The sequence below is a fragment of the Flaviaestuariibacter flavus genome, assembly GCF_004337505.1.
Taxonomy (GTDB): Bacteria; Bacteroidota; Bacteroidia; order Chitinophagales; family Chitinophagaceae; genus Flavisolibacter; species Flavisolibacter flavus.
On record NZ_SJZI01000050.1, the window covers coordinates 70,943 to 97,175 of the forward strand.

Consider the following 26,233-nt stretch of genomic DNA (forward strand, 5'->3'; position numbering starts at 1 on the left):
CCTCAGAACCTTAAAGCCTCAGAACCCCAGAACCCGAAACTCCTTCTCCAATATGAACCGCAGTGCCTTCCTTCGCTCCGCCGCCCTCATCGCCGGCGGCTCCCTCTTCTTCCGCAACAGCGCCCTGGCCGCCTTCCTGCCACGGCCTGCGGGCAATATCAAAATGCTCCGCGGCGACGTAGGCATCTTTACCGAAAAGGGCGGCACCATCGGCTTTCACCTCGATGCAGCCGGTATATCAGTCATAGACGCACAGTTTCCCGACACGGCACCGCATTTTATTGAAGAAGTGAAAAACATGCAGGCTCATGGCACCTTCCCCTTCCATATCCTGCTCAATACCCACCACCACGGCGACCATACGGCCGGAAATATCGCGTTCAAAGGACTTGTGCCCCACGTGTTGGCCCATGCCAACGCGGCGGCCAATATGAAAGCGGTGGCCGAAAAAGCCGGCAGGCTCGACCAGCAGATGCTGCCCGATACCACCTTCGACAAAGAAGCTAAAGTGAAGCGCGACAAGGAAACGATTCGGGGGTACTATTTTGGCGCCGGCCACACCAACGGCGACGCCGTGTATCATTTCGAAAAAGCCAATATCGCGCACGTGGGCGACCTCGTGTTCAACCGCCGCCATCCTTTTGTCGACCGCGCTTACGGGGCTTCAATGCTTCATTGGGTGGACGTGCTGGAGGCCATTGGGAAGAAATTCGACAAGGATACGCTCTTCATCTTCGGGCATGCCGGCGATGGCTACGAGGTGACGGGCTCCCGCGCCGACGTGGACGCGTTTCGCAACTACCTGCAGCGCGTCATCGAATTTGCGCAGGGCGAGCTCAGGGCGGGTAAAACGAAGGAGGAATTCATTAAAAACACGGCCGTGCCGGGTGTAACCGAGTGGAAGGGCAGTGGCCTCGAGCGTCCGCTTACTGCTGTGTGGGACGAGCTTACGGAAGCGAAGCGCTGAGTTTGTCGAGCACCTGGTGTACGATGGGGCAGAAGGTGGCATTCTTCAGTGTAATGCGTGGACGCTTCAGCAGCACATCCTCATCGGTGTACGGAAAACGGGCGCAATCCGAGGGGCGCGCATCGTAGATGCTGCAGTAATTGTCGGCACCCAGGAAAGGGCAGGGGCTCGACTTGACCACGAAGTCGCCATCGCTGTCTACGTTGAGGTACGTGTCGATAAAAACACTTTCGCGGAGCCCCAGGTATTTGCTGATGCGACGGACGTCGGGCGTTTTAAACCGGGGTGAATAGTTTTTGCAGCAGGCGGCGCACTGGAGGCAGTCGTTTTGCGCAATGGCTTCCTCGTGGAGACCGGGCAGCTGGCGCAGCACTTTGCGCTGGTCGGCCCGCTCGAGAAAGCGGCCGAATTTCTTCTGCTTTTCCTTGTTGTTTAAGTCGACCGGGCGCGCCATGGCGCAAAGTAAGCGCATCCGGGCGAGGCGGCTGCTTTGCTTCCTGTTAAATAGCGGCATAAAACTGGTGGTACCGTACAGAAACGGATCCTATGAGCACATATTTCTTTCGCACTAATATCCACGGGCTCGGCAATATCGCCGCCGTCAAGCTACAGCTCGACCGCATGGAGCAAAGCGGCGAGATCGAGAAATGGCACCTGGATATCAACAACCCCGAAGCACCGCTGGAGATCGTCACCAACCAGCTGACACCCGAGCTGGTGAAGCACCGCATCCGCGAAATGGGCGTCGATGCCGACTTCAGCACCCCGCCCGAGAGCCGCGGCGAGCGCACCCAGGAGCGGGCGCCGGGGAAACCGTAGGGAGATGTCCGATGTCGGATGTCTGATGTCTGATTTTGGGCGAAGCGATAGCAGTCGTTGCCGGCGTCAGCATTCACGATTCACCGTTGACGGCTCACGGCTCACGACTGCCCGTGGCCCTGTTTTTTAGCACCCTTTTCCAAACAAGAACTACTATGGCGGAACACATTCTGGAAGGCTACAGCCCCATGGAAAAAGCATGTTATCTCGGCGCCATCGCGTCGATTGCCACGGCCGACCGTACCGCATCGGCCGAGGAGCTTGAACATTTAGACACACTTTCGGAAGCGGCCGGCCTCAGCGACGAGCAGGCGGCCATGATCCGCCGAGCGGCCACGGAGCTGAGCTCGGAAGAACTCAACCGCTGCCTCGACCAGCTGAAAGGCAGCGACCTGCGTTTTTCGCTGGTCACCGACTGCATCGCCTTTGCGCAGTCGGATGGCGACTACGGCGTGGAAGAAAAAGCGGCTATTGAAAAGATGGCCGCCTACCTCGGTGTAGACAAAAAGCAGTTCTCCCTGCTCGACGAATTTGCCCACGAAGCAAAGGCGCGCGCCACGACGCCCGAAGAGGCGGCGAGCCCGCAGTTCCTGGAGTCTTCCGGCCTCGGCGACCGCATGCAAAAGGCGGGTATCAACACCTCGGGCCTGCTCAAGGGCCTGCTGGGCGTGATGGGGCCCATCGTGCTTGCCGGCATGCTGTCGGGCGGCCGCCGTCGGGGCGGGCTCTTCGGGGGTATGCTGGGCGGCGGCGGCCTGGGTGGTGGCCTGCTCGGCGGTCTTGGCGGCGGCCTCCTCGGTGGCGGCATGGGCGGCCTTGGCGGCGGTCTTGGATCGCTTACCGGCATGTTCGGCGGTGGCGGTGGCTTCCGCAACAGCGGCTTTGGTCGCCGGGGCGGCGTGCTGGGCGGACTTTTCGGGTTTTAAAATATTCAATAATCAATGTTCAATGCGCAATCCGCAAGGTGAGTGGGCAACCACTTGAACATTGATTATTAACATTGAATGTTGATTAACTGATGCGCGAAGCCCGCCGGAAGGCGGGCTTCGTTTTTGCACGATGCTCCTCATGCGTTACGAGCTTTGGGCGGTAAAGGAATGTGCCAAATGGCAACGGGAGATGCAAAAGGGGCCGTCGCCCCTCGGTCGGCTGTCGCAGCAGATGCAGGGCAAGATCAACGGGTATATCCCGGAGAAGGTGCATCGTGCCATCACCGGTGCTATCCGCGGGATGGTGCAGGGCGTGCTTTTCGGGGCACGCTATTTTGCCCGCACCCGGCCGGTGCGCGGGCCGCTGCACCATGTGGAAGCGGCCGCCCTGGAGCGGATCCGCTACTACAAGCACGCCGCCGCAGCCGAAGGCGGTATTACGGGCGCGGGCGGCTTCCTCGCCGGCCTTGCCGATTTTCCGCTGCTGTTGGGCCTCAAGCTCAAAATGCTCTTCGACCTGGCCACCATTTATGGGTACCCGGTAACCGATTACCGCGAGCGGATCTACCTGCTCTATGTGTTCCAGCTGGCCTTCAGCAGCCAGGAGCGGCGGCGCGCGGTCTATGCGCAGATGCGCGACTGGAACAGCAAGACGCAGGAACTGCCGGAAGACGTGAATGATTTCGACTGGCGCCGGATGCAGCAGGAGTACCGCGATTACATTGACCTCTCCAAGATGGCGCAGCTCATTCCGGGTATCGGCGCCGTGGTGGGCTTCGTAGTCAATTACCAGCTTGTTGACCGCCTCGGCAACACGGCCATGAATGCGTTTCGGATGAGGCTGATGGAAGACGGAAAGCTTGTGAATAACGATTAAAGAATATCGAATATCGAATATCGAATATCGAATAACGAATGTTGTAGCTGGGGAAATGTTCAATAATCAATGTTCAATGCTCAGGGCTGGGGAGCTTCCACTTGGAAATTGAATATCGGGTATTGAAAATTGTTTGCGCGAAGCCCCGACCACAGGTCGGGGCTTCGCCTTTTCGATATTCGATATTCCCGGTTCGATATTCGATATTCTGTAACGCTTCGCGTTACAGAATCCCTTCTTCATCCTGGTTCAGCAATGCGGTGGTGATGCTCTTGTCGAATACCAGCTCGCGGTTGTTGATCACCTCGCGCAGCAGGTCGTGGATGGTAACGACGCCGGCGAACTGTTCCGCGTCGTTGTAAGCGAGGAGGTAGCGGGTTTTGTGCGCGATCATGAGCTGCATACAACGCTCCACCGTGTCGCCGGTATCAACCATGGGCAGGTCAACGGTCATTACCTCCGACACCCGGGTGCTGTTGCTGGAGTTGCCCTTGAGAATAACATTGCGGGCGTAGTCGCGCTCGGAGAAAATACCGCGGTAGACATCGCCTTCCTTTACGACGATATAACTCAGGTTGAGGGAGTTCATCAGGTTGAGCGCGTTGATGACGAGGGCGCCGGGCTCGATGACGTTAAAGTGGGGGGCCTTGGTGGCGAGCAGTTGGGCAACAGTGCGCATGGCTTGATTTTTTTTACGATGATGTTCGTCCAAAGATAGGGCGCTTCGCTGCGTAATCATTGCCGGTATTGAGTTTACGGCCGCCGGCGGCATAGTTTTTTTACACGAGATCCTTTCAAATAATAAATAACCGTTATGGAAAAAATGAACGATCTCCGTGACCTGCTCCGCATGGAACTGCAGGATCTCTACTCCGTAGAAGATCAGATCATCGAAGCCCTCCCGAAAATGATCGAGAAGGCGTCCAACCGCGACCTCAAGACCGCGCTGAAGGAGCACCTGCGCGTCACCGAGCAGCAAAAGGCCCGGCTCGACCAGCTGCAGCAGCAGATGGGCGGTGAGCAGCAGGGCGAGCAGGGGGGACTGTTCAGCCGTCTTTTCCGATCGCGTTTTGTTTGCGAAGGCATGCAGGGCATCATCAAGGAGAGCAACAAAGTGCTCCAGGCCGATATGAACGCCGACGTGATGGATGCCGCCATCCTGGCCTGCTGCCAGAAGATCGAGCACTACGAGATCTGCGGTTACGGCACTGCCCGTGCCTATGCCGAGGAGCTCGGTCTTGATGAAGTAGCCTCCACGCTCCAGCAAACTCTTGACGAGGAATACGAGGCCGACCAGCGCCTGACGGCGCTTGCCGAAACCCGCCTCAACCGCCAGGCACAGGTTGCCGGCTCCAATGGCTCTTCGCGCAGCAAAAGCACCACTTCCGGCAGCAGCCAGTCGGGCGGCCGTAGCGGCAGCGCCACGCGTGTGGCACAGCCCGAAGCCGAACTTGAAATGGCGTCGGCACGCCGCGGCAGCACGGGTCGCAGCAGCACCGGCAGTAATTCTTCGGGCAGCGCCCGCAGCGCTTCCGGCTCCTCGGGCGGCGCGCGCTCCGCGTCTGCAGGGGCAGGCACCAGCGGCCGCAGCGGCAGCACCGGGCAAACGCTCGGTTCGGCCCGCAGCACCGCCAACGCTTCTTCGGCTACGGGCGGCACCCGCAAGGCCTCCGGCGCTCCCGCGTCGTCGGGCACTTCCAAGACGCCCGCCAGCCGTAATGCAGCCAGCAGTGGCAGCACGGGCCGTGGCAGCTCCGGCAGCACCGGTCGTAGTATCTCTGGCAGCGGCACCACGCGTGGTGCTTCTGGTGGCACCGCTAGCGCCAATACGCGTGGCGCCGGCAACGGCAGCGCCGGCACGAGCCGTCAAAGCGGCAACTCCGGCGGCACCAGTGGTACGGGCCGCGCCACCGGCACCCCCCGTGGCAACGGCAGCTCACGCACACGCTAAGAACCATTCATTATAAAGAAGGCCCCGACGGTAACGTCGGGGCCTTTCATTTTATCCAGGGTCGCGTTGACAGCGGTCAGCTATCCATGCGTTTTCCGATCAGCGTTTACGGGTGTAATGGATCTGCATCGTACGGAATTCTTTTCCTTCGGGGCCTTTTCCATACATCTGCATCAGCTGGTGGTCTTTGTCGATGATGGTGAAGGTCTCGCGCACATCCTCTTCCATTTTAGTACCCGGGTTCATCATTTTGCCGGCGAAGTTGATGGTCTTGGTAGCCTCGTCCCAGGTGCCGGTCATGACCGTGATACCTGTTCCCATATTATCGATCCAGGTGCTCTGGTACTGCTTTTTGTGATTGTCGTAGCCAACGGTGGAGATGCCCTCGAAGTCCATCCCCATCATTTTGCCTTTGTGGGTCGACATCTGGTAGCGCCCGCCGAGCACCATTTTGTTTTCCACCACCGTGCTCGTTTTCTGTTCGGGGGTGCCGGGCGCCATGCACATGGTTATCTCGGCGTCCCAGCGACCATTGGCTTCGGCAAGGGCTTTCTGTTCGGCGCCGGGTTCGCTGTAGGCCATCCAGTTCTTAGCCTGGGTAGCCGAATCGGGCATCGCGGTGGCAGCGGTTTCAGCCGGCTTCCCGCTGGTGGCTGCGGCTACTACGGGCTGTCCGGAAGGTTTGTTTTGGCTGTTGCAGGCTACGAGCGCCAGGGCAGCAAGCGCAGGGATCCATTTTTTCATAAGCATGAGTTTGTCTAAAAGTAAGAAAAAAGGCCAATGAAGCCTATCCGAAGCTCTGCTGCATTTTAATGGTATTTTAAGAATGCATGCCGGCCGGGATGCATACCTTTGAAGCTCAATACAAATACCAAGGCAATTAACTCCGCTTTACGCGGGGTTTTTTGTGTCCTCACCCCCCGGCCCTTCTGCAAGGGGAGAGGGGAGAAGCTGAATCGCATAACAACTATTGCCTCGTAATACGGATAAAAGAAAAGCCCGGACGCTGTAGTCCGGGCTTTTTTATCAACTCTCCCTTCGGGGAAATTTGGAGGAGCTTTCTATTCCGCGTACATCTCCGTGGGCAGGCATACGCAAATGAGGTTGCGGTCGCCGTAGGTGTTGTTGACGCGGGCTACAGAGGGCCAGAACTTATTGGCGCGCACTGCCGGCAGCGGGAAGGCAGCAGCTTCACGGCTGTACGGACGGTCCCACTCGTTGGCGCAGATCACCGCCTGTGTATGCGGGGCGGCCTTCAGCAGGTTGTCCTTCTTGTCGACGGCACCAGCCTCGATTGCCGCGATTTCCTTGCGGATCTGCAGCATCGCGTCGCAGAAGCGATCGAGCTCGGCCTTGTCCTCGCTTTCCGTGGGCTCCACCATGATGGTGCCGGCAACCGGGAACGAAAGGGTCGGCGCATGGAAGCCATAGTCCATCAGGCGCTTGGCGATGTCCTCAGCCTCCACCTCGGCGCTCTTCTTGAAAGGGCGCAGGTCCACGATGAACTCGTGCGCGCACTGGCCGTTGTGGTTGGTATAAAGAATATCGTACTGGCCTTTGAGACGCGCCAGCATATAGTTGGCGTTGAGGATCGCGTACTCCGTTGCCTTGCGCACGCCATCGCGGCCCAGCATCCGGATATAACCGTAGGAGATGAGCAGGATGGAAGCGGAGCCGAAGGGTGCCGCCGAAACCGCGTTCTGGCCGTTATGGTTTTGTTGCCGGTGACCGATACCCGAAACGTGGCCCGGCAGGAAGGGCGCGAGGTGCGCCTTTACGCAGATGGGGCCCATGCCAGGACCGCCGCCGCCGTGCGGAATGGCGAAGGTCTTGTGCAGGTTGAGGTGGCAGACGTCTGCGCCAATGAGACCCGGTGCGGTGAGGCCAACCTGGGCGTTCATATTGGCGCCATCCATATACACCTGGCCGCCGTGGCTGTGTACGATCTCGTTGATCTCCATCACGGTCTCCTCGTATACGCCGTAGGTCGACGGGTAGGTGATCATGATGCCGGCCAGCTTGTCGGCATACTGAGTGGCTTTCGCCTTGAGGTCTTCTACATCGATATAGCCGTTCTCGAGGGCTTTCACCACCACCACCTGCATGCCGCACATAACTGCGGAAGCGGGGTTGGTGCCGTGTGCGGAGATCGGGATCAGCATCACGTTGCGGTGATGGTCGCCGCGGCTCTCATGGTAGCCCTTGATGGCCAGCAGGCCGGCGTATTCGCCCTGGGCCCCCGAGTTGGGCTGCAGGCTGCAGGCATCGAACCTGGTGATCTCGCAGAGGTACTCGCTGAGCTCACGCACGATCTGGTGGTAGCCTTCGGCCTGGGTTTCCGGCACAAAGGGATGGATCTTGCTCCAGTGCGCCCAGCTGAGGGGCATCATTTCCGAAGCGGCGTTGAGCTTCATGGTGCAGGAGCCCAGCGGGATCATACCATGCACCAGCGAGTAGTCTTTCGCTTCCAGCTGGCGCATGTAGCGCATCATCTTCGTTTCGCTGTGATGCGTGTTGAAGACGGGGTGCGTCAGGAATTCCGAGGTACGCGTCAGCGCCGTCGGGATTATATCGAGCTGGCCCTCATGTTCCACCTCGAACGACACGGGGTCAACATCATTTTCAAACGAGTTGATCAGGTCGAGGAGGTCGGAAGGAGAGGTGGCTTCGTCGAGCGAGATGCCGATGAGGTTTTGTCCTTCGAAATAGCGGAAGTTGATCTGCTGGCGCTCGGCCTTTTCGCGGATGGCGGCTACATTGTCCGTCTTCACCACGATGGTATCGAAGAAGTATTCGTGCAGCAACTCAAAGCCGCGCTCTTCGAGGGCGTTGGCCAGCGTCTGCGTGAGCACCGCCACGCGCTTGGCGATGGCCTGCAGGCCGTCGGGGCCGTGGTATACCGCGTACATCGCCGCCATATTGGCCAGCAGTGCCTGTGCGGTGCAGATGTTGGAGGTTGCTTTTTCGCGCTTGATGTGCTGCTCGCGGGTTTGCAGGGCCATGCGCAGGGCGCGGTTGCCCTGGGCGTCCACGCTCACGCCGATGATGCGGCCGGGGATATTGCGCTTGAATTCGTCTTTCGTGGCAAAGAAGGCCGCGTGCGGGCCGCCGAAGCCGAGGGGAACGCCGAAGCGTTGCGCCGAGCCCAGGGCCACATCAGCACCCAGCTCGCCGGGAGGCGTCAGCAGGGTGAGGGCCAGCAGGTCGGTGGCCATGGCTACGTAGCCGCCGGCCGTGTGCACGTTTTCGATAAAGCCGCGGTAGTCTTCCACCGAGCCTTTGTCGTTGGGGTATTGTACCAGCGCGCCGAAGTACGTATTGTCGATCCGGGCCGACTTATAGTCGCCGAACACCACTTCCACACCAAAGGGGATGGCGCGGGTGAGTACCACGTCTTTTGTTTGCGGGAAGATTTCGTTATCGACAAAAAAACGCGGGCGCGCCACGGTGTGGATGTCTTTGTTCAGCATGCTGAAGAACATGCTCATGGCCTCGGCGGCGGCGGTGCCTTCGTCGAGCAGCGAAGCGTTGGCAAGGGGCAGCGCGGTGAGGTCGCTCACCATCGTCTGGAAGTTGAGCAGGCTCTCGAGGCGGCCCTGGGCGATCTCGGCCTGGTAGGGTGTGTACTGCGTATACCAGGCAGGATTTTCAAAAAGGTTGCGGCCGACAACCGAGGGCGTGATGGTGTCGTAATAACCCTGGCCGATATAGCTTTTGAAAACCTTGTTCTTCAGCGACACTTCTTTGAGGTGCTGGAGGTATTCGTGCTCGCTCAGGGCGGCCGGCAGGTTCAGCTCCTCCTTCATGCGGATGTTGGCGGGCACGGTCCGGTCAACCAGTTCCTCGATGCTGGTGGCGCCAATGACTTTCAGCATCTCGGCGGTTTCGCGGGCGTCGGGACCCATATGCCGTTGATGAAATTCATTTGCTTGTGCTTCAAAAAGGCTCATGGAATAGATTTAGAAGTCGCAAAGGTACAGGGAATTGGGAGCAATTAGCCCGGCCCTACCCGTTTTAGCACTTTGTGCGTTGCGGGGCCGAAGCTCCTAATTTTGCGGTAGTTGATCCTTGTTTTGATTGCGCCGGCAAACCTTTAAACAAGGCATACGTCACTACTAAAATTCCCTATGGCTCCGATCAAGCGCTCCGCACAGCTGGCACCTCTTTCCCGCGAACACCACGAAGGATTACTGCTGTCCTGGAAGATCCGGCAGGGACTCGCCCGGGCGATCGATGCGAAGCGCATTTCCGCCTATTTGCAATGGTTCTGGGAGACAGAGCTCGCCGACCATTTTCGCCGCGAGGAAGCCGCTTTTCATCCCGTTCTCCCCGGCGCGCCGCTGCTGGCCCGCATGCAGGAAGAGCACGAAGAGATCGAGGGACTGATCCACGTGGACGCGCAGATTCCCGACGCTGACCTGCTCGGGGAGATTGCGCAAAAGGTCACTGATCATATCCGCTTCGAGGAGCGGGAGCTGTTTCCGTGGATCGAGGCGCAGCTGGGCGATGAAAAGCTGACGGCGCTGCAGGCGATCGTCGACCGGGCAAAAGGCGCGGACTGCCCTGCGTGGACGGACGATTTTTGGACGAATTCCCGGTAGCCGTCCCTGCTTCGAGGAAAGCGTTTACCACCTGGCCACGATCTTGAAATTCAGCAGCCGCGGCGTCAGCCGGTTGGGCATCGTGTAGGTGTTGTCGGCAAAGTCTTTTACCAGTAAATACGAGATCGTGTTCGGCCGGTCGATGAGGTTGAACACTTCAAGCGTTGCCCAGATATTGTCGAAGTTGCGGAAGGGGCTGCGGCTGCCGCGTTTTGCCTTGTCGCCGTCCAGCAGGCGGGCGCTGAAGCCGATATCGACGCGGATATAGGGCGGGATGCGCAGGGCATTGCGGTATTTCACCGAGCCCGGGATATTGTAGGGGAGATTGGTGCCGTAGATCGTATTCAGGTAAACCCGGAAATTCTTGTTTGTTGCCAGGTAATCCTGGAAGAACAGCCCCACGGTCAGCAGCCGGTCGGTGGGACGGCGCAGCCAGCCGCCTTCCACCGTAACGCTGTCGATGGGCCGCTTCTGCTCGTCGAGCGTGTAGTTCTTGAAAAAGTCACCCTCGATGTTTTCGCGCGTGCGCAGCAGGCCTACGCTGAGCCAGCTCTCGGCGTCTTTCACCAGCTCGCCGAAGAGGCGCGCCTCAAGTCCCATCGCGTAGGCTTTCGCCTGGTTTTCTCCGAAGTAGCGCACGCGCACGTTGTCGATGTCGTAGGGCACTACGTTGGTCATGTACTTGTAATAGCCTTCCACCGTAAGGCGCAACGGACGGTTAAGACCGACGAAGTTGTAGTCGAGGCCGGCAACACCCTGCCAGCTGCGCTGTGCTTTGAGTGCGGTGTTGAGCGTTCCGTCGAAGCGGCGCAGCTCGCGGAAGAAGGGCGGCTGGTGGTAGGCGCCGGCGGCGAGGCGGAAGACGATGTCTTTTTTCCAGGCCGGCTTCCACGAAGCGCCGACCCGCGGGCTGATGAGGAGCTCGCCGTTCAGGTCGTTGTAGTTGGCGCGTACGCCGGCCTGCAGTGTGTAGGTAGTGCTGCCGCTGCGCAGCAGGATATTGTCCTGCACGTAGCCATTCACCCGGTTCACATCCAGTTGTGCGGCATTGCGAACCGAGCTGCTCAGGCTGAGCGCGCCGGGCACATAGGGCAGCGAGTAGCCCGCCGAATCCTGGTATTGCCACTCGCGGAGCCGGTCGTCGATGCGGGTGCGTTCATAGCCGATTCCCCATTGAAAGCCATGCCGGCCGCGGTCGAGCCAGCCCTTGTGCGAAAAATTGTGGTTGGTAATCGTGAGGCGGTTGCGCGCGAAGTCCTGGCTGATGCCGGCACCGAGCGGGTTCACGATGAGGCCATAAGAAGCGCTGTTGGGATCGAAGTCGCGGTCGCCGAAAAGGTAGGCGCCGGTAATGTCGCGCTCTTCCCATTCTTCGTTCTGGAAGCGCGATGCAAGAAATTTAAGGCGCAGGTTTTTTCGCGGCTGAAATGTTGTAGAAAGACCCGCCATCCGCGTAAAATACTGGTCGCGCTCGCGGCCTTCGAAGAAAATGTCGACACCCAGGTTTTGCGTAAAGAGCGGTGAAAACACCGACGAAGTCAGCTGGCTGAATTCAGGTATGAGCGTGAACCTGGTCTGCGAATAATTAGCGAGCAACTCTGCGCTCCATTTAGCATTGAGTTGCCAGGTGATTAGTCCCTGCAGGTCTGAACTTGATGGTGTATAGGAGCCTTGCGTCTCCTGCTTGGACAGCAGGTTGCGGTTGCTACGGTTGCGCAGTCCCAGCAGGTAAGTAAGCTTTCCCCTGGCGCCGCTGCCTTCCACATGCACGCCCTGTTCCAGCAGGCCCAAGTAAGCCGATCCGCCGAAAGCCTTCGGCTTCGTATACTGGATATCGAGCACGGAGCTCATTTTGTCGCCGTAGCGTGCCTGGAAGCCGCCGTTGTAAAAGTTGATATTGCGCACCAGCGCCGGGTTGATAAACGAGAGACCTTCCTGCTGCCCGCTCCGTACGAGGTAGGGGCGGAAGATCTCGAAGTCGTTGACATAAATGAGGTTCTCATCATAGGAGCCGCCGCGCACATTGTATTGCGAGGTGAGCTCGTTGTTGGAGCCGACGATCACTTTGATGAGGCTTTCCACGCCGGTTACCGGCGCCGGCAGGTTGATGACATTCTTCGGGTTGGGCCGGATGAGCCCGGCCTCGTTACGGTCGCGTGCATCCTGCACCACCACTTCGGTCAGCGTGGTGTTGCCCGGCTCGAGGCGCACCGTCACGTTCTCCGATTCGCCTTCATTGAGCAGGAAGTTTTGCTGGTAGGATTTATAGCCGGCATAGCTGAATACGATAGCGAAGGCCCTTCCGGCCGGAACGCGCAGGCGAAAGCTGCCGGAGTCGTTGGTGACGATGCCCTTTTGCTGGCCCAGGATCACCACGGAGACCTGCGGGAGGCGCCGCTCCTGCTCATCGAGCACGGTGCCGTCGACGGTGGCCCACTTGCGTTGGGCAAGGCCGGTGAGTGTGAACAGACAGAAGAGCAGGAAGAGCGCGGCCGCACGGAAATTCACGTAGGTCAATTTGGGCTAAAATAGCGAATGACCGCCAATGGCTCATTTCCGCACGCGCCCGGCCTTCAGGAAGAGCGGGAAGCGCACCTCTACCGGTACGTCGGCGGGCAGCACTTCCGACAGCGGACCTTCCACATGCACCAGCGGCGAATGGCCGTTGAGGCGGATGTATTTCTGGGTGGCCGACCAGGAAGCGAAATAGCCAAGCAGCTCCTCCCTTTTCCAGTGCAGCACCGATTCAAAGCGTGCCGTTTCAATGTCATCGAAGTCAAATGCGAGCTCCGCGTAGTCGTTGTCTACATGGCGTCGCTCGGGTTCCCAATACGGGCCGGTGACGCCGTCGTAAAAATCGCGGATCACTTTGTTCACCACGGAATCAGCGGCAAGCGGGAATTTGTACGACCAGCAGGCCACGATGGCGCCGGGGCGACCGACGCGGTTCATCTCGGCACAGTAGCGCGGCGCATCCATCCAGTGAAAGGCCTGTGCCATCGTCATCAGGTCGAAATGATTGTCGGGAAACGGTGTTTCCTCGGAGCGGGAAACGCGGTAGTGAATATTATCACGCTGCACCGCCTGGGCCAGTTGCCCTTCGCTGAGATCGGTTGCTTCCACTTCGGTGAAATAATCAGCCAGCGCGGCGGCCGCCTGCCCGTTGCCCGTGGCGCTGTCGAGCGCCCGCTCCCGCCCCGGAACGCGCTCCAGCAGCCATTCATACAGCTCTTGGGGGTAGGTAGGGCGATAGCGGGCGTAGGTCGCGGCCTGGTTGGAGAAGAGGTCTTTCATTGAATAACGAATATCAATTAATGAATATCGAATGTCGACGTAAAGTTAGTTAACGCACTGCCCGACGCATCTGTCGGTATTCGATATTCAATATTCGTTATGCGATATTTTTAAGCGCGGCGATTGTTGCCACCGGATCGGCCGAACGGAACACCGTGTTGCCCGCCACCAGTACATCCGCGCCGGCATCTATGATGCTCTTTGCGTTTTGGAGGGTCACGCCGCCGTCGATCTCGATCTGCACGTTCAGCTTATTGTCGTCGATCATGCGGCGCAGCTCGCGGATTTTGTCGAGGGTCCGCGGGATAAAAGTCTGCCCGCCGAAGCCGGGGTTGACGCTCATGAGGCACACGAGATCGATATCGCCGAGGATGTCGTAGAGGGCCGCCACGGGAGTGTGCGGGTTTACGGCCACGCCGGCTTTCATACCCAGGCTTTTGATCTGCTGGATGTTGCGGTGCAGGTGTGTGCAGGCTTCGATGTGTACGCTCAGGATGTCGGCACCCGCCTTGGCGAATGCTTCAGCATAGCGCTCGGGCTCGAGGATCATCAGGTGAACATCGCACACCTTGGTGGTGGCTTTGCGGATATGCTCGATCACTGGGATGCCAAAGGAGATATTCGGCACAAACCGGCCGTCCATCACATCGAGGTGAAACCAGTCGGCCGCGCTTTCATTGAGCATGCGGCAGTCGGCTTCAAGGTTGAGGAAGTTGGCGGAAAGGAAGGAAGGGGCTATGAGTGGCATGGCGCAAAGTTAATGTGCTGATGGAAGAACGGGAGAACAAGAGAACGAGAATACGGTACAAGGAACAGGGAACCGAAGAAAGCCAACCTTAAAACCACAGAACCCCAGAACCTCTTCTTCTTTCCCTGTTCCTCAATTGTTCCTCAAAGCTTGTCTGCCGCGGCCTTCGCTTCGGTATTGCTCTTATCGAGCCCGAAGGCTTTCTGGTAATTGGCTTTTGCTTCGGCCTTTTTTCCCTGTGCTTCCTGCGCTTTCGCGAGCCAGTGCCAGGCATCGGCGAAGGTGGGCGTGATGCGGAGGGCGAGGGTATAGGTTTGCTCGGCGGCAGCGTATTGTTTTGCGTTATACTGGAGCTGCCCTTTTTCCATATAGGCATCAATGAAGGTGTAGTCGTGCTCGATGGCCTCGTTGAGCTGGCGCAGGGCTTCCTTGTTATTGCCTTTCTGGGAGAAATAAATGCCTTTGAAATAATAGGGCTCCGCATGAATGGCTTCCTTGTCGGCGGCGATGAGTGAGTCGGCGAGCGCAAGGGTTTTGTTGTTGCCGCTCTGCGCGTAGGCAAAGGCCAGGCGGTGCGCCAGCTCGCCATCGGAAGGAGCAAAGGCATGCGCCGTTTCCAGGGTATGCAGTGCACCGGCTTCGTCGCCGGCCTCCTGTTGCAGTTCCGCTTTCAGCGAGCGGGCGTCGAGCTGGTTGGGAAAAACCTTCAGGATATTGTCGCACAACTCGAGGGCGGCGGCGGCCTGCCCTTTTTTCTGGTAGGCACGTGCGAGCCCGATGGCCAACGGGAGGCTTTGCGGGAGCTGCTTGCGTGCGCCCTGCAGGAATACAAATGCCGAATCGTCGGAAATCCGGCGCAGGGCTGTGGCAAGACTCAGGCCGATGTCTTCGCGGGGTGCGAGGCGCCAGGCCTGTCGCAGGTCGGCACGCGCGCGGTCGAACTCGTCATTCTGAAAAAGCAGCTGGCCGCGGCGGTACCAGAGATCGGCGTTGCGCGGCGCCTGCCCGATGCTGTCGGTGAGCGCTGAATAGGGTGGCTTGCTGAGCATGGGGTCACTTTCGGTGTTGTTGCAGGCTACGAAGAGGGCCAGCACAAAGAAGGAGAGGAGACGGCGAAACATGTCCAAAGCTAAAGAAGAGTGTACCTTCCCCTTCCAAGCTTTGCTTCTTTAATGAATAATTAGCGCCACTTCCATGAAGAACAGACAACTGCTGCCGGTGCTCGCCGGCCTTCTTTTTTCCGCCGCCGCCGCTGCCCAGCCGCCGGCCTCCGACTCGCTGCACTATGCAGCGGAAAGCCATTTTCGCAATGTGCGGCAGCTTACGTTCGGTGCCGACAATGCGGAAGCTTACTGGAGCCCCGACGGCAAGTGGATCGTGTTCCAGCGCACTGCACCTAAGGACGGCGTTCCCTGCGACCAGATCTACCTCGGCGCTGTGCCCGCCCCCGGAAAGCCGTTTACGTACAAGCGGGTGAGCACCGGGAAGGGCCGCAGTACCTGCGCTTTTTTCATGAACGACAAACGGCACATCGTTTACGCGAGCACCCACCTCGCCGCCGACAGCTGCCCGCCGGTACCCGACCGAAGCAAGTACGGCAACCGCTACATCTGGCCTGTATATAAGTCGTACGACATTTTTATGGCCGACCGCAACGGCAGGATCGTGAAGCAGCTTACCAACACTCCCGGCTACGATGCCGAAGCCACGCTTTCGCCCGACGGCCGGCGGATGATCTTTACCTCGATGCGCGACGGCGACCTGGACCTCTATGTAATGGACCTGAAAACAGGCAAGACCACCCGCATTACCCGCGAGCTGGGCTACGACGGCGGCGCCTGGTTCAGCCGCAACGGGAAGCAGATTGTGTGGCGGGCCAGCCGGCCCAAAACCGGGGCGGAGATCAGCGAGTACAAGAGCCTGCTGGCGGAGGGCCTCGTGGCACCCACCCGTATGGAGGTGTTCGTAGCCAATGCCGACGGTACCGGCGCCCGACAGGTAACCAGCCTCGGGCAGGCCAACTGGGCACCCAACTTCACACCCGACGGCCGCATTATTTTCTGCAGCAATGCGGAATACCCGCGCGGCTTCCCGTTCAACATGTACCTGCTCGACCCGGTAAGCGGCCGCCGCGAAAAGATCTCGCGCGACAAGGGCTTCGACGCCTTCCCGATGTTCAGCCCCGATGGAAAAAAGATCCTGTTCTGCAGCAACCGCAACAACGGCGGAACGCACGACACCAATATCTTTATCGCCGACTGGGTGGACTGATGGCTGCCAACCAAAAGCAACCGTTTTCCGTCTGATGACCAAGAACCCTTACCGTATATGAAATATTCGTTTCCCCTGTTGCTCCTGGTGTTGCTGCTGGGCGCCTGTAAGAAGGACAGCAAGCAGTCGCGTACCAATATCGATGAGCGTAGTACCGGGCAGGCCGCCGGCGAGCTGCTGGCCGCCGATCCCTACTCCGCGCTGCGTGTCGAAATCTCCTACATGCCCGGCTATGCGCCCGACAATGCGGCCGTGGCCCAGCTGATTAACTTTCTTGGCGACCGGCTGAACAAGCCCCTTGGCATCAGCGCGCAAAACCAGGCCATCGGTGCCTCGGGCCGCACCAGCCTCGCGGCCGCCGACCTGGCCGCCATCGAGCGCGGCGCCCGCACCTTGCATTCCGACGGCAACACGGCTACGATCCACATCCTGTATACCGATGGCAACTATACCGACAACAATGTGCTGGGCGTAGCCTATGGCGGTACCTCGGTGGCCCTGTTCGGAAAAAAGATCCACGACAACTCCGGTGGCATCGGGCAGGCGAGCCGCACCAAGCTGGAGGCTACCGTGCTGGAGCACGAGATCGGCCACCTGCTTGGCCTCGTGGATATCGGCACCCCGATGCGCACGGCACACAAAGACCCCAATGGCACCGCGCATTGCAACAACAGCAACTGCCTGATGTATTATGCTGCCGAAACCACCGACGTGCTCGGCTTCCTGATCTCCGGGCCGGTGCCGCCCCTCGACGCCGCCTGCCTGCAGGACCTGCAGGGCAACGGCGGGCGCTGATGCATGAAACCAGATCGAAGATCCCGATCGCAGGTCTGCGCGCTAACGTCTTTTGCGCTAGCTTTGGCCCCGAACCGAAAACAGGCTCCTTATGTATGATTTCATGGTAAAAGCGCACAGCGGCCTTCGCTGGATCCTCCTCATCTTTTTACTGATCGCGATTGTGCGTCATGCGACGGCCGGCGGCAAGGTGTACCATCGCAAGAACGGCCTGCTGCTGATGATCGTTTCCGATATCCAGCTGCTGATCGGCATTTATCTCTGGGCGGCCGGCAACTGGGGTCTTCAGCAGATCCGGAACCGTGGCTTCGGCGAGGTGATGAAAGACCCCGTAGCGCGCTTCTTCGCCGTAGAGCACCTGCTGGGCATGATCATTGCCATCGCGCTGATCCATATCGGCAAGGCCCAGGGCAAAAAGAATATTCCCGATGCCACCAAGCACCGGAAGGCATTTATCTTCTACCTGCTGGCGCTGATCGTCATCCTCATTTCCATTCCCTGGCCCTTCCGCGCTGCAGGCGCCGGCCGCGGCTGGTTCTAAGGCGGAGCAGGGAAAAGAAGGTTTTTAACCGCGAAGAAAAGAAGTTGAATAAGCGTTTCGCCAAGGAATGCAATTGAAAAGGTCCCGCCGCAGGCGGGACCTTTTACATAACACCTTAGCGTAACAACTTCTTTTCTTATTCTCTTCGCGGTTCCGAACCTTATTTTCCTTGGCCTACTTTAACCCGAGTTCGATCACCTCGCAATTCCGGATGTCGTTGCCTTCGATCTCGAAGCGGATAATCGTCCGCACCTTATGCCAGCCCTGCTTTCCCGCGGCTCCGGGGTTCATGTGCAGGCAGTTGATCTTCGGGTCGTAAATAACCTTCAGGATGTGCGAATGCCCGCTGATGAAAAGGTGCGCGCCTTCCTGCTGCAGGGTCGCTTTTACCCCGGGTGCGTAGCGGTCGGGATAGCCGCCGATATGTTTCATGTAAACCTTCACGCCTTCGCATTTCCAGCTGAGCACCTCGGGAAAGCGATGCCGGACCGCTGCATCATCGATATTGCCGTAAACGCCGCGCAGCGGCTTCCCGCTTGCAGCCAGCTGTTCCGCCACACCCGGGCCGAAGTCGCCGCCATGCCAGATCTCATCGCAGTTTTGGAAATGCTGCAGCACGGCTTCGTCGAGCCAGCCATGGGTGTCGGAAATAAGGCCGATGCGGGTCATGGGGCAAAGCTAACAGGCGCCGGGAGAGAAAGAACGCTGATTTTTTATGATCTTTTATGATGAGCGCAGATATTGGTACCAACAACCGCGTGAATCATAACCAATCTGCGTATCCCGCCTGCGGGATCAGCGTTCTTTCTCTCTCCAGCATTAACTTTGTTGATCGGCCCTAAAGCCGCACGATTGTATGCCGCATTACCATAAACTGGGAGAGATACCGCACAAGCGCCACACGCAGTTCCGCAAGTCCGACGGCGGCCTGTACTCGGAACAGCTCTTTTCCACCGAAGGCTTTTCCAACGACTATTCGCTGCTCTACCATGTGCACCCGCCCACCCGGATCATCAAGACCGAGAAGCCGGTGGACGTGTCGCCACAGATCGCGGAGGAAAAGATGCTGCAGCACCGCTCGTTTGAAGGCTTTCACATCAAGCCGGCCAGCGACTACCTGGAAAGCCGCGTGCCGGTGCTGGTGAACAGCGACCTGCACATTGTGCTGGCCGCGCCGAAGCAGGGCAACAAAACCTATTTCTATAAGAATACGGACGCCGATGAAATGATCTTCGTACACGAAGGATCCGGTGTGCTGCACACCATGTACGGCAAGCTTGATTTTGCCTACGGCGACTACCTCGTGATCCCGCGCGGCACCATCTACCAGATCGAGTTCAAGACCGAAGACAACCGGCTCTTTATCGTCGAGTCGTTCAGCCCCATCCGCTACCCGAAGCGCTACATGAGCAAGAACGGGCAGCTGCTGGAGCATTCGCCGTATTGCGAGCGCGATATCCGCACACCCTACGGGCTGGAGACGCATGACGAGACCGGCGATTTCATCATCCGCGCCAAGAAGCGCGGCGTGCTGTACAACCTCCACTACGGCACCCATCCTTTCGACGTGGTGGGCTGGGACGGCTGCTGCTATCCCTTCGCGTTTTCGATCCACGACTTCGAGCCCATCACCGGGCGCGTGCACCAGCCGCCTCCGGTGCACCAGACCTTCGAAGCGCACAACTTCGTGGTGTGCTCCTTTGTGCCGCGCATGTACGACTACCACCCGCAGTCGATCCCTGCCCCTTATAACCACAGCAACATCGATTCCGACGAGGTGCTCTATTACGTCGACGGCGATTTCATGAGCCGCAAGAACGTAACCCGCGGCATGATCACGCTGCACCCGGCGGGTATCCCGCACGGGCCGCACCCGGGTGCCGTAGAAAAAAGCATCGGTAAGACGGAAACGAAGGAGCTGGCCGTGATGGTCGATACCTTCCACCCCCTAATGCTCACGAAGCAGGCGCTCCAGATCGAGAACGAAGGCTACATCATGAGCTGGGCGGAATAAGGTCAACCGGATCGAAAAAAGTGAAGGCGGCACACGCGCTGCGGGATGCAATTTACCGGGGCGCATGCAACATTGTGCGCTGCCGGGTTGTCTGAAGAAGAAACTATCTGCCTGCTATGTTCACTTCACACCGTCTGCTGCCCTGCCTGCTCCTGCCCGGCGTTTTGTTTTTTGCCTCCTGCGGGCAGCAATACTACCGCCCGCGCCCCAACGATGCCCCGATGCTCACAGGAAAGGGCCAGCTGCATGTCAACGGCCTGCTGGCGGCCACCGGCACTACGGTCAGCGCGGCCTGGTCGCCGGCGCAGCGCTTCGGTCTGCAGGGCGGCTATACGGTGCACGGCAACACCAGGACCATGTCGGACAATGGTACTACCACGCTTCGCGCCACCGAGCGGCGCAGCCAGTTGTGTTTCGGGGTGGGCTATTACACCCTTCTGCGCAACGGCTTTTCGTTTGAAACCTATGGGGGCGGCGGCATCGTTGCCTATAACTACACGGGCCCCGAAGCGGTGAAGCAGCTGCGCTTCGCCGATTTTTACATACAACCGGCGCTTGTATACACCAAGGGCGCCTTCCAGGCGGGGTTGTCGCTGCGCTACGATCACCTGCGGCGCCATTCCGTTACGCCCGAAGTGTCGCCCGAGTACGATTACAACTTCAAGCACGCCTTTCTGAACGACAACAACTACAGCTTCCTGCAGCCCGGATTCACCATCCGCGTGGGTGGCGAGGTGGTGCGTGGCCAGTTGGACGGCTGGTACTCCAAGCCCCTGAGCAACCGCTACGAAAGCATTTACGGCGATGCTCCTGAAAACGGCCTGCCGCACCTGGCCGTCGGGCTCTCCTTCAATCTTGACAAACTCATAAAGCCGGCGCGCCCCTGATCCCGGGCAAAAAGAAAGGCTTCCGCGGGGGAAGCCTTTCTTTTTATCGGTACGTGGACCGGGTTATTACTTTTCGTAAGGGAAGTTACGACCCACCTTGCGCATCATCCGCTCCATCACCTGGTTGGCGGAAGAGGTCCAGTTTTCGTTCATCTGCTTGTAAAAGCGCCAAACGAGTTCGCCCTTCCGGCCGTCATATACCTGCATCACCAGCTCGCCGCTGGCTACGTTACCGCCAACGCCGAAAGCGATCGAGGTAACGATTGCCGCACCCTGGTCGTTTGTTTTTTCGTAGGCGTAAGCGCATTTGATCACGGCATCAACGCCGAGGATTTTCGCTACGGAGTCCATGGTAAGGCCATCCAGGTTGTCGAAAACGCCGGCCTGCTTCAGCAGTGCGTTGGTGCGGTCAACGTCCTGGAAGGTTACGGAGAAATCTTTCGCCTTGCGGAGCAGGTAAGTGTACATGCCGGCCTGCATGTTGCCGGCGAGTTTCTTTTCTTCCGCCTCGTTCACCGCGGCATCGAAGTTCTTCGGCATCCGCTTGTAGGAGATGGTTGCTTTGTAGGGAAGAATCGCGATGCTCTTGTGCGCTGCGATCGTTTCCTTAAAGGAGGGCGACTTGTAGATCTGCTTGGCTGCTTCGCCAAACTGGGCGAAACCCATGACGGCGGTCAGGACGAGCGCCAGGGTAAAAAGTGACTTTCTCATTGCAATTTTGGTTTGAAGATGCAAATTAGGCATTCTGGCCCAAACGGGGCTCAATAACCGGGGCAGACGCACGGAGGGCGCGCGGTTGCCGGCCGGCAGGGGGGGGCGGGGAGGCACGGACTGGCTCGATTTTTCATATATTCGGAAAAACAATGGCTATATGATCAAAATCTCAGACCTGAAGCCGGGCGATGTCGTCCGCGTACTCCACGACGGCGGAGAAAGAGAAGGCGTGGTGACCGATACAAGCCGAGACGAGAACATGGCCTGCATCAACAACGGGGTGCAGGAGTTCTGGTACCCGCCCGAGGAGATCGTGCCCATCCCGATGTCCGATCAGGCGATGACCGGCATCCTGGGCTTTGAAAAGGAAATGCTGGAAGACGGTTCCGTCAAGTACAAAAAAGGACCCTTCCGGGTGCTGCTCCGCGAGCCGGGCAATTACACCAATATGGAAGTTTGGTACCGCGAGGACCGGCGTCATTTTCATCACCCGCTTTACCTCCATGAACTGCAGAATCACCACCTCCAGATGACCAAAATGACCTTGGAACGGGGGGTGGCACAGTAATTTTCCCCGTTTTTTGTGAAAAAGTTGCACCTTTGAGCCGCAAAAAGCGGCTCTTTTTCTTTTTTTCCGGGGAAAGTTCCTTATCTTTGCGCTCCCAAAATCAGTATGTCGAAGCAGCCATTAATCAAACAGGACGGAGTAATTCTGGAAGCTCTCTCGAACGCAATGTTCCGGGTAAAGCTGGAAAACGGACACGAAATCCTGGCCACGATCTCGGGCAAGATGCGGATGCACTACATACGGATCCTTCCTGGGGATAAAGTGGGCGTGGAGATGAGTCCTTACGATCTTTCGAGAGGACGGATCATCTTCCGCTATAAATAAAACGATAGCGGCGGCGATGAGCCCACGCGCAAACTTAAAAACCATGAAAGTAAGAGCATCTATCAAAAAACGTAGCGCCGACTGCAAGATCGTGCGCCGCAAGGGCAGACTGTACGTGATTAACAAGAAGAACCCCCGCTATAAGCAGCGCCAGGGTTAATCCGGCTTGTCCCACTAATTCGTAAAAGTAAAAACTGAACATACATTATGGCTCGTATTGCCGGTGTTGACTTACCCAAAAACAAAAGAGGCGAAATCGGCCTGACCTATATCTACGGAATCGGTCCCGCCACTGCCCGCTACATCCTCGACAAGGGGAACATCGACCGCTCCAAGCGTGTGAACGAATGGAACGACGATGAGCTGAACCACATCCGTACAGCGATCACCGAGGAGTTCAAGGTGGAAGGTCAGCTGCGCTCCGAAACCCAGATGGCTATCAAGCGCCTCCTGGATATCGCCTGCTACCGTGGTCTCCGTCACCGTAAGGGCCTGCCCGTTCGCGGTCAGCGTACCAAGACCAACTCCCGCACCCGTAAGGGCAAGCGTAAGACGGTTGCCGGTAAGAAGAAGGCTCCGAAGAAATAAGATAATGAGCCTTGTGCTCTTGTCACAAACTGCAAGCGTAACCCGCTTGCAGTTTGCTGCTTGATGCCCGGGGCCCTTTATAGCGTCATCAACCACCTCTTTTTCGCTGGATCCCGACGACGCCGGGGGAGGGAGAAGAGGACTTCGGCAAGCTCCGTCTGACAAGGCTGGTTTCCGAAGGATTTTTAAACACATAGATTACCTGTTTCAAACATGGCAAAAGCACAAAAGGCCCAGCAGTCCGCTAAGGCCGCCGCCAAGAAGCGTATCGTAAAGGTTGACTCCTACGGCGACGCGCACATCAACGCAACGTTCAACAACATCATCATCGCCCTGACCAACAAGACCGGTCAGGTGATCTCCTGGTCTTCGGCCGGTAAGATGGGCTTCCGTGGTTCCAAGAAGAACACGCCCTATGCCGCCCAGATGGCTTCCAGCGATGCCGCCAAGGTAGCGATCGACGCCGGCGTAAAGCGCGTTGACGTTTACGTAAAAGGCCCCGGTGCCGGCCGCGAAAGCGCTATCCGCGCCCTCGCCCAGTCGGGTATCGAAGTAGCGATGATCAAGGACGTAACCCCGCTGCCGCACAACGGCTGCCGTCCTCCCAAGAAGCGCCGCGTATAATAGATCTTAAAATCTGGAATCTGGTAATCTGGAATCTTTTGGCCAAGTGCCCACAGATTGGAGATTATAAGATTCCAGATTTTCAAATATCTCTCCCGCCAAGGGCTTTCATTTAACTAAAGGGCGCTGCATTAATTTTTACCGCTTTCAACGATGCATGCGCCGGTTTCTAAAAAGCGGAAATGAAATAATCATGGCACGTTACACAGGTCCTAAGACCAAAATCTCCCGCATTTTCGGCGAGCCCATTCTCGGTAATGGCAAGTGGCTCAGCAAAAACTCCAACCCTCCCGGCCAGCACGGCGCACTGCGCAAGCGCAAGCAGATGGGTGAGTATGCACTCCAGCTCCGCGAAAAGCAAAAGGCCAAGTACACTTACGGTCTTCTCGAAAAGCAGTTCCGCCGCACTTTTGACGAAGCTGCCCGCCGTAAGGGTGTTACAGGTGAAAACCTGATCAAGTTATTGGAAGCCCGTCTGGACAACACCGTTTTCCGCATGGGTATCGCTCCCTCGCGCCCCGCTGCCCGCCAGCTGGTGTCGCACAAGCACGTAACCGTGAACGGTGAAGTGGTAAACGTTCCTTCTTTCCAGCTCAAAGCCGGCGACGTTGTCTCGCTGAAAGAGAAGTCGAAGGACAACCCGACCGTTACCTCGTTCGTACGTGAGAAGAACCCGAAGTTCGGCTGGCTCGATTTCAACGCCGGCACCTTCACAGGTACCTTCATCACCTACCCCGAGCGTGACTCCGTTCCGGAGAACATTAAGGAGCAACTGATCGTAGAACTGTACTCGAAGTAAGATACCGCCGGGGACGATGCTTGCATCGTCTTCGGTTTTTTTACATTCGACGCAGTCCGGGTCAGGCTTCGACAAGCTCAGCCTGACAACACTGTCATCCTGAGCTGCGCGTAGCGCTGCCGAAGGGTGACACGACAGACCAATTTGATCAAACAATTAAACCGTAATACATGGCCATTTTAAATTTTCAGAAGCCCGACAAGATCGTTCTGCAGAAGGTTACGGATTTCGAAGCGCAATTCGAGTTCCGTCCGCTCGAGCCCGGCTACGGTGTTACCATCGGTAACGCTCTGCGCCGCGTGCTCCTGAACTCCCTCGAAGGCTACGCCATCACCGGCGTGCGCATTGAAGGCGTCGACCACGAGTTCGCTACCATCAAAGGTGTTTCTGAAGACGTGGTGGAAATCATCCTCAACCTGAAGCAGGTCCGCTTCAAGAAGGTGGTTGACCACGACGTGCAGACGGAGAAGGTTTCCCTGTCGGTGAAGAACCGCACCGAGCTGACCGCCGGTATGCTGGGCGAGGGCACACAGTCCTTCCAGATCATGAACCCCGAGCTGCTCATCTGCACCCTCGATTCTTCGGCTAAGCTCGACATCGAGCTGACCATCGGCCGCGGCCGCGGCTATGTTCCCGCCGAAGAAAACCGCCCCAAGGATGCCGCCCTCGGCTACATCCCGGTGGACGCGATCTATACGCCCATCAAGAACGTGAAATACGCCATCGAGAACACCCGTGTGGAGCAGCGTACCGACTACGAGAAGCTCGTCATGGAAGTGATCACCGACGGCACCATTCACCCCGAAGAAGCGGTGAAGCAGGCTTCCCGCATCCTCATCCAGCACCTCATGATCATCACCGATGAGAACATCACCTTCGATTCGAAAGAAGAGAAGAAGGAAGACATCGTGGATGAGCAGACACTCCAGCTCCGCAAGGTGCTGAAGACCCCGCTGGAAGACCTGGATCTCTCCGTTCGTGCGTTCAACTGCCTCAAGGCAGCCAAGATCAACTCGCTCAGCGAGCTGGTACAGTACGAGCAGGAAGACCTGATGAAGTTCCGCAACTTCGGCCAGAAGTCCCTCTCCGAAATCGAGCAGGTGCTCAACGAGCGCGGCCTCCACTTCGGTATGGACCTTAGCAAGCTCGGTCTCGACCGCGAAGAATACTAAAAACTATTAGTTAATGCGGTAATGTGATAATGCGGTAATACAGAAACGCAGAAATGTTTTTCCTTTTTACCACAGTACCGAATTACCGCATTACCACATTTTTTATCATGTAGGCTGCAATTCCTGACACGGTGCAGCTGAATAAAACAAACAGTCATGCGTCACGGAGACAAGATCAAAAACCTGGGCAGAACCAAATCGCATCGCGATGCCCTTCTGATGAACCTCACCTGCCAGCTCATCGAGCACAAGCGTATCGTTACCACCCTGGCTAAGGCCAAGGCCCTGCGCGTTTACGCCGAGCCGCTGATCACCAAGGCAAAAGAAAACACCACGCACCAGCGTCGCGTTGTCTTCTCTTACCTGCAGAACAAAGAGGCCATCAAGGAACTGTTCGGAACGATCGCCGAGAAGGTGGCCGGCCGCCCCGGTGGCTACACCCGCATCATCAAGCTGGGCATCCGCCCCGGCGATGCCGCGGAGACCGCCCTCATCGAGCTCGTAGACTTCAACGAGATCTACGGCAAGCAAAGCGCCAAGAAGGAAGAGCCCGCCAAGCGCACCCGCCGCGCCGGTGGTGCCAAGAAGAAAGCTGAAGCCGCTACCGCAGCTGAAGCCCAGACTGAAGCCCCTGAAGCACCCGCAGCCGATGCTACGGAAGCCACGGAGCAGCAGCCTTCCTAAGCGAAGCTTCGCCCAAACGAATAGAGGCAGTGCCATCCGGCGCTGCCTCTTTTTTTGCGTTAACGA

29 protein-coding genes are annotated in these 26,233 nt (G+C 58.0%); 19 read left to right on the forward strand and 10 right to left on the reverse strand.

Annotated elements, in window-relative coordinates; genetic code table 11:
- Nucleotides 1-52: 52 nt before the first annotated feature.
- Nucleotides 53-967 carry an MBL fold metallo-hydrolase gene (locus tag EPD60_RS14375; protein WP_131450217.1) on the forward strand — a complete coding sequence of 305 codons (915 nt, stop codon included), beginning with the start codon at nucleotides 53-55 and terminating at the stop codon, nucleotides 965-967.
- On the opposite strand, the gene EPD60_RS14380 is transcribed toward EPD60_RS14375, so the two are convergent.
- Nucleotides 948-1,481 (reverse strand): YkgJ family cysteine cluster protein, encoded by a 534-nt coding sequence (locus EPD60_RS14380; RefSeq protein WP_243647840.1) that lies wholly within the window; start codon nucleotides 1,479-1,481, stop codon nucleotides 948-950. The two genes, EPD60_RS14375 and EPD60_RS14380, sit on opposite strands and share 20 nt — an antisense overlap.
- 32 nt (nucleotides 1,482-1,513) lie before the next feature.
- Between EPD60_RS14380 and EPD60_RS14385 the strand changes: the two genes are divergently transcribed.
- The 3 genes from EPD60_RS14385 to EPD60_RS14395 all read left to right on the forward strand — a co-directional run bounded on the left by EPD60_RS14385 (nucleotide 1,514) and on the right by EPD60_RS14395 (nucleotide 3,592).
- A complete protein-coding gene (locus EPD60_RS14385; RefSeq protein ID WP_131450218.1) occupies nucleotides 1,514-1,786 on the forward strand; it encodes a hypothetical protein in 273 nt (90 codons plus the stop codon).
- 155 nt (nucleotides 1,787-1,941) lie between these two features.
- Complete coding sequence (locus tag EPD60_RS14390; RefSeq protein WP_131450219.1) at nucleotides 1,942-2,712, forward strand: TerB family tellurite resistance protein; 771 nt, start codon at nucleotides 1,942-1,944, stop codon at nucleotides 2,710-2,712.
- Between the two features lie 142 nt (nucleotides 2,713-2,854).
- On the forward strand, nucleotides 2,855-3,592 hold the full coding sequence (locus tag EPD60_RS14395) for an EcsC family protein (protein WP_131450220.1): 738 nt from the start codon (nucleotides 2,855-2,857) through the stop codon (nucleotides 3,590-3,592).
- A 223-nt stretch (nucleotides 3,593-3,815) separates the two neighbouring features.
- On the opposite strand, the gene EPD60_RS14400 is transcribed toward EPD60_RS14395, so the two are convergent.
- Complete coding sequence (locus EPD60_RS14400) at nucleotides 3,816-4,271, reverse strand: CBS domain-containing protein (RefSeq protein WP_131450221.1); 456 nt, start codon at nucleotides 4,269-4,271, stop codon at nucleotides 3,816-3,818.
- A gap of 135 nt (nucleotides 4,272-4,406) precedes the next feature.
- Between EPD60_RS14400 and EPD60_RS14405 the strand changes: the two genes are divergently transcribed.
- Nucleotides 4,407-5,543 (forward strand): YciE/YciF ferroxidase family protein, encoded by a 1,137-nt coding sequence (locus EPD60_RS14405; RefSeq protein WP_131450222.1) that lies wholly within the window; start codon nucleotides 4,407-4,409, stop codon nucleotides 5,541-5,543.
- A 99-nt stretch (nucleotides 5,544-5,642) separates the two neighbouring features.
- On the opposite strand, the gene EPD60_RS14410 is transcribed toward EPD60_RS14405, so the two are convergent.
- The gene (locus tag EPD60_RS14410; protein ID WP_165871558.1) at nucleotides 5,643-6,287 is read right to left on the reverse strand and encodes a DUF1579 domain-containing protein; all 645 of its coding nucleotides are present in this window, start codon (nucleotides 6,285-6,287) and stop codon (nucleotides 5,643-5,645) included.
- Between the two features lie 317 nt (nucleotides 6,288-6,604).
- Nucleotides 6,605-9,493, reverse strand: a complete 2,889-nt coding sequence (gene gcvP / locus EPD60_RS14415) for an aminomethyl-transferring glycine dehydrogenase (RefSeq protein ID WP_131450224.1) — start codon at nucleotides 9,491-9,493, stop codon at nucleotides 6,605-6,607.
- A 177-nt stretch (nucleotides 9,494-9,670) separates the two neighbouring features.
- On the opposite strand from gcvP, the gene EPD60_RS14420 reads away from it, so the two are divergent.
- Nucleotides 9,671-10,144 carry a hemerythrin domain-containing protein gene (locus EPD60_RS14420; protein ID WP_131450225.1) on the forward strand — a complete coding sequence of 158 codons (474 nt, stop codon included), beginning with the start codon at nucleotides 9,671-9,673 and terminating at the stop codon, nucleotides 10,142-10,144.
- A gap of 24 nt (nucleotides 10,145-10,168) precedes the next feature.
- Here the strand turns inward: EPD60_RS14420 and EPD60_RS14425 are convergent, their stop codons facing one another.
- From EPD60_RS14425 to EPD60_RS14440, 4 genes are all read right to left on the reverse strand, one after another.
- Nucleotides 10,169-12,652, reverse strand: a complete 2,484-nt coding sequence (locus tag EPD60_RS14425) for a TonB-dependent receptor (protein WP_243647841.1) — start codon at nucleotides 12,650-12,652, stop codon at nucleotides 10,169-10,171.
- A gap of 42 nt (nucleotides 12,653-12,694) precedes the next feature.
- Nucleotides 12,695-13,438 (reverse strand): class I SAM-dependent methyltransferase, encoded by a 744-nt coding sequence (locus EPD60_RS14430; protein WP_131450227.1) that lies wholly within the window; start codon nucleotides 13,436-13,438, stop codon nucleotides 12,695-12,697.
- A gap of 97 nt (nucleotides 13,439-13,535) precedes the next feature.
- Nucleotides 13,536-14,186, reverse strand: a complete 651-nt coding sequence (rpe, locus tag EPD60_RS14435) for a ribulose-phosphate 3-epimerase (protein WP_131450228.1) — start codon at nucleotides 14,184-14,186, stop codon at nucleotides 13,536-13,538.
- Between the two features lie 143 nt (nucleotides 14,187-14,329).
- Complete coding sequence (locus tag EPD60_RS14440) at nucleotides 14,330-15,307, reverse strand: tetratricopeptide repeat protein (protein ID WP_131450229.1); 978 nt, start codon at nucleotides 15,305-15,307, stop codon at nucleotides 14,330-14,332.
- A gap of 73 nt (nucleotides 15,308-15,380) precedes the next feature.
- On the opposite strand from EPD60_RS14440, the gene EPD60_RS14445 reads away from it, so the two are divergent.
- The 3 genes from EPD60_RS14445 (at nucleotide 15,381) to EPD60_RS14455 (ending at nucleotide 17,793) form a co-directional block, all read left to right on the forward strand.
- On the forward strand, nucleotides 15,381-16,457 hold the full coding sequence (locus EPD60_RS14445) for a TolB family protein (RefSeq protein ID WP_131450230.1): 1,077 nt from the start codon (nucleotides 15,381-15,383) through the stop codon (nucleotides 16,455-16,457).
- 57 nt (nucleotides 16,458-16,514) lie between these two features.
- Entirely contained in the window at nucleotides 16,515-17,252 is a 738-nt protein-coding gene (locus tag EPD60_RS14450) for a M12 family metallo-peptidase (protein ID WP_131450231.1), read from the forward strand.
- Nucleotides 17,253-17,343: 91 nt separating this feature from the next.
- Complete coding sequence (locus EPD60_RS14455; protein WP_131450232.1) at nucleotides 17,344-17,793, forward strand: hypothetical protein; 450 nt, start codon at nucleotides 17,344-17,346, stop codon at nucleotides 17,791-17,793.
- A 174-nt stretch (nucleotides 17,794-17,967) separates the two neighbouring features.
- On the opposite strand, the gene EPD60_RS14460 is transcribed toward EPD60_RS14455, so the two are convergent.
- A complete protein-coding gene (locus tag EPD60_RS14460; RefSeq protein ID WP_131450233.1) occupies nucleotides 17,968-18,462 on the reverse strand; it encodes a metallophosphoesterase family protein in 495 nt (164 codons plus the stop codon).
- 187 nt (nucleotides 18,463-18,649) lie between these two features.
- On the opposite strand from EPD60_RS14460, the gene EPD60_RS14465 reads away from it, so the two are divergent.
- Nucleotides 18,650-19,807: a homogentisate 1,2-dioxygenase gene (locus EPD60_RS14465; RefSeq protein WP_131450234.1), complete on the forward strand. Its 1,158-nt coding sequence runs from the start codon at nucleotides 18,650-18,652 to the stop codon at nucleotides 19,805-19,807.
- Nucleotides 19,808-19,923: 116 nt separating this feature from the next.
- Complete coding sequence (locus EPD60_RS14470; RefSeq protein WP_131450235.1) at nucleotides 19,924-20,694, forward strand: hypothetical protein; 771 nt, start codon at nucleotides 19,924-19,926, stop codon at nucleotides 20,692-20,694.
- A 66-nt stretch (nucleotides 20,695-20,760) separates the two neighbouring features.
- Here the strand turns inward: EPD60_RS14470 and EPD60_RS14475 are convergent, their stop codons facing one another.
- The gene (locus EPD60_RS14475) at nucleotides 20,761-21,405 is read right to left on the reverse strand and encodes a hypothetical protein (RefSeq protein WP_131450236.1); all 645 of its coding nucleotides are present in this window, start codon (nucleotides 21,403-21,405) and stop codon (nucleotides 20,761-20,763) included.
- Nucleotides 21,406-21,565: 160 nt separating this feature from the next.
- Between EPD60_RS14475 and EPD60_RS14480 the strand changes: the two genes are divergently transcribed.
- From EPD60_RS14480 to rplQ, 8 genes are all read left to right on the forward strand, one after another.
- Entirely contained in the window at nucleotides 21,566-21,976 is a 411-nt protein-coding gene (locus EPD60_RS14480; protein ID WP_243647842.1) for a hypothetical protein, read from the forward strand.
- A gap of 105 nt (nucleotides 21,977-22,081) precedes the next feature.
- Complete coding sequence (infA, locus tag EPD60_RS14485) at nucleotides 22,082-22,300, forward strand: translation initiation factor IF-1 (protein ID WP_026752042.1); 219 nt, start codon at nucleotides 22,082-22,084, stop codon at nucleotides 22,298-22,300.
- Between the two features lie 43 nt (nucleotides 22,301-22,343).
- Entirely contained in the window at nucleotides 22,344-22,460 is a 117-nt protein-coding gene (gene ykgO, locus EPD60_RS14490; protein WP_014220631.1) for a type B 50S ribosomal protein L36, read from the forward strand.
- 47 nt (nucleotides 22,461-22,507) lie between these two features.
- Entirely contained in the window at nucleotides 22,508-22,888 is a 381-nt protein-coding gene (gene rpsM, locus EPD60_RS14495; RefSeq protein WP_131450237.1) for a 30S ribosomal protein S13, read from the forward strand.
- 213 nt (nucleotides 22,889-23,101) lie between these two features.
- Nucleotides 23,102-23,512: a 30S ribosomal protein S11 gene (gene rpsK, locus EPD60_RS14500; RefSeq protein ID WP_131450238.1), complete on the forward strand. Its 411-nt coding sequence runs from the start codon at nucleotides 23,102-23,104 to the stop codon at nucleotides 23,510-23,512.
- A gap of 193 nt (nucleotides 23,513-23,705) precedes the next feature.
- Entirely contained in the window at nucleotides 23,706-24,311 is a 606-nt protein-coding gene (gene rpsD / locus EPD60_RS14505) for a 30S ribosomal protein S4 (RefSeq protein WP_131450239.1), read from the forward strand.
- A gap of 170 nt (nucleotides 24,312-24,481) precedes the next feature.
- Complete coding sequence (locus EPD60_RS14510) at nucleotides 24,482-25,483, forward strand: DNA-directed RNA polymerase subunit alpha (RefSeq protein ID WP_131450240.1); 1,002 nt, start codon at nucleotides 24,482-24,484, stop codon at nucleotides 25,481-25,483.
- A 156-nt stretch (nucleotides 25,484-25,639) separates the two neighbouring features.
- On the forward strand, nucleotides 25,640-26,167 hold the full coding sequence (rplQ, locus tag EPD60_RS14515) for a 50S ribosomal protein L17 (RefSeq protein ID WP_131450241.1): 528 nt from the start codon (nucleotides 25,640-25,642) through the stop codon (nucleotides 26,165-26,167).
- The last annotated feature ends 66 nt before the right edge of the window (nucleotides 26,168-26,233 follow it).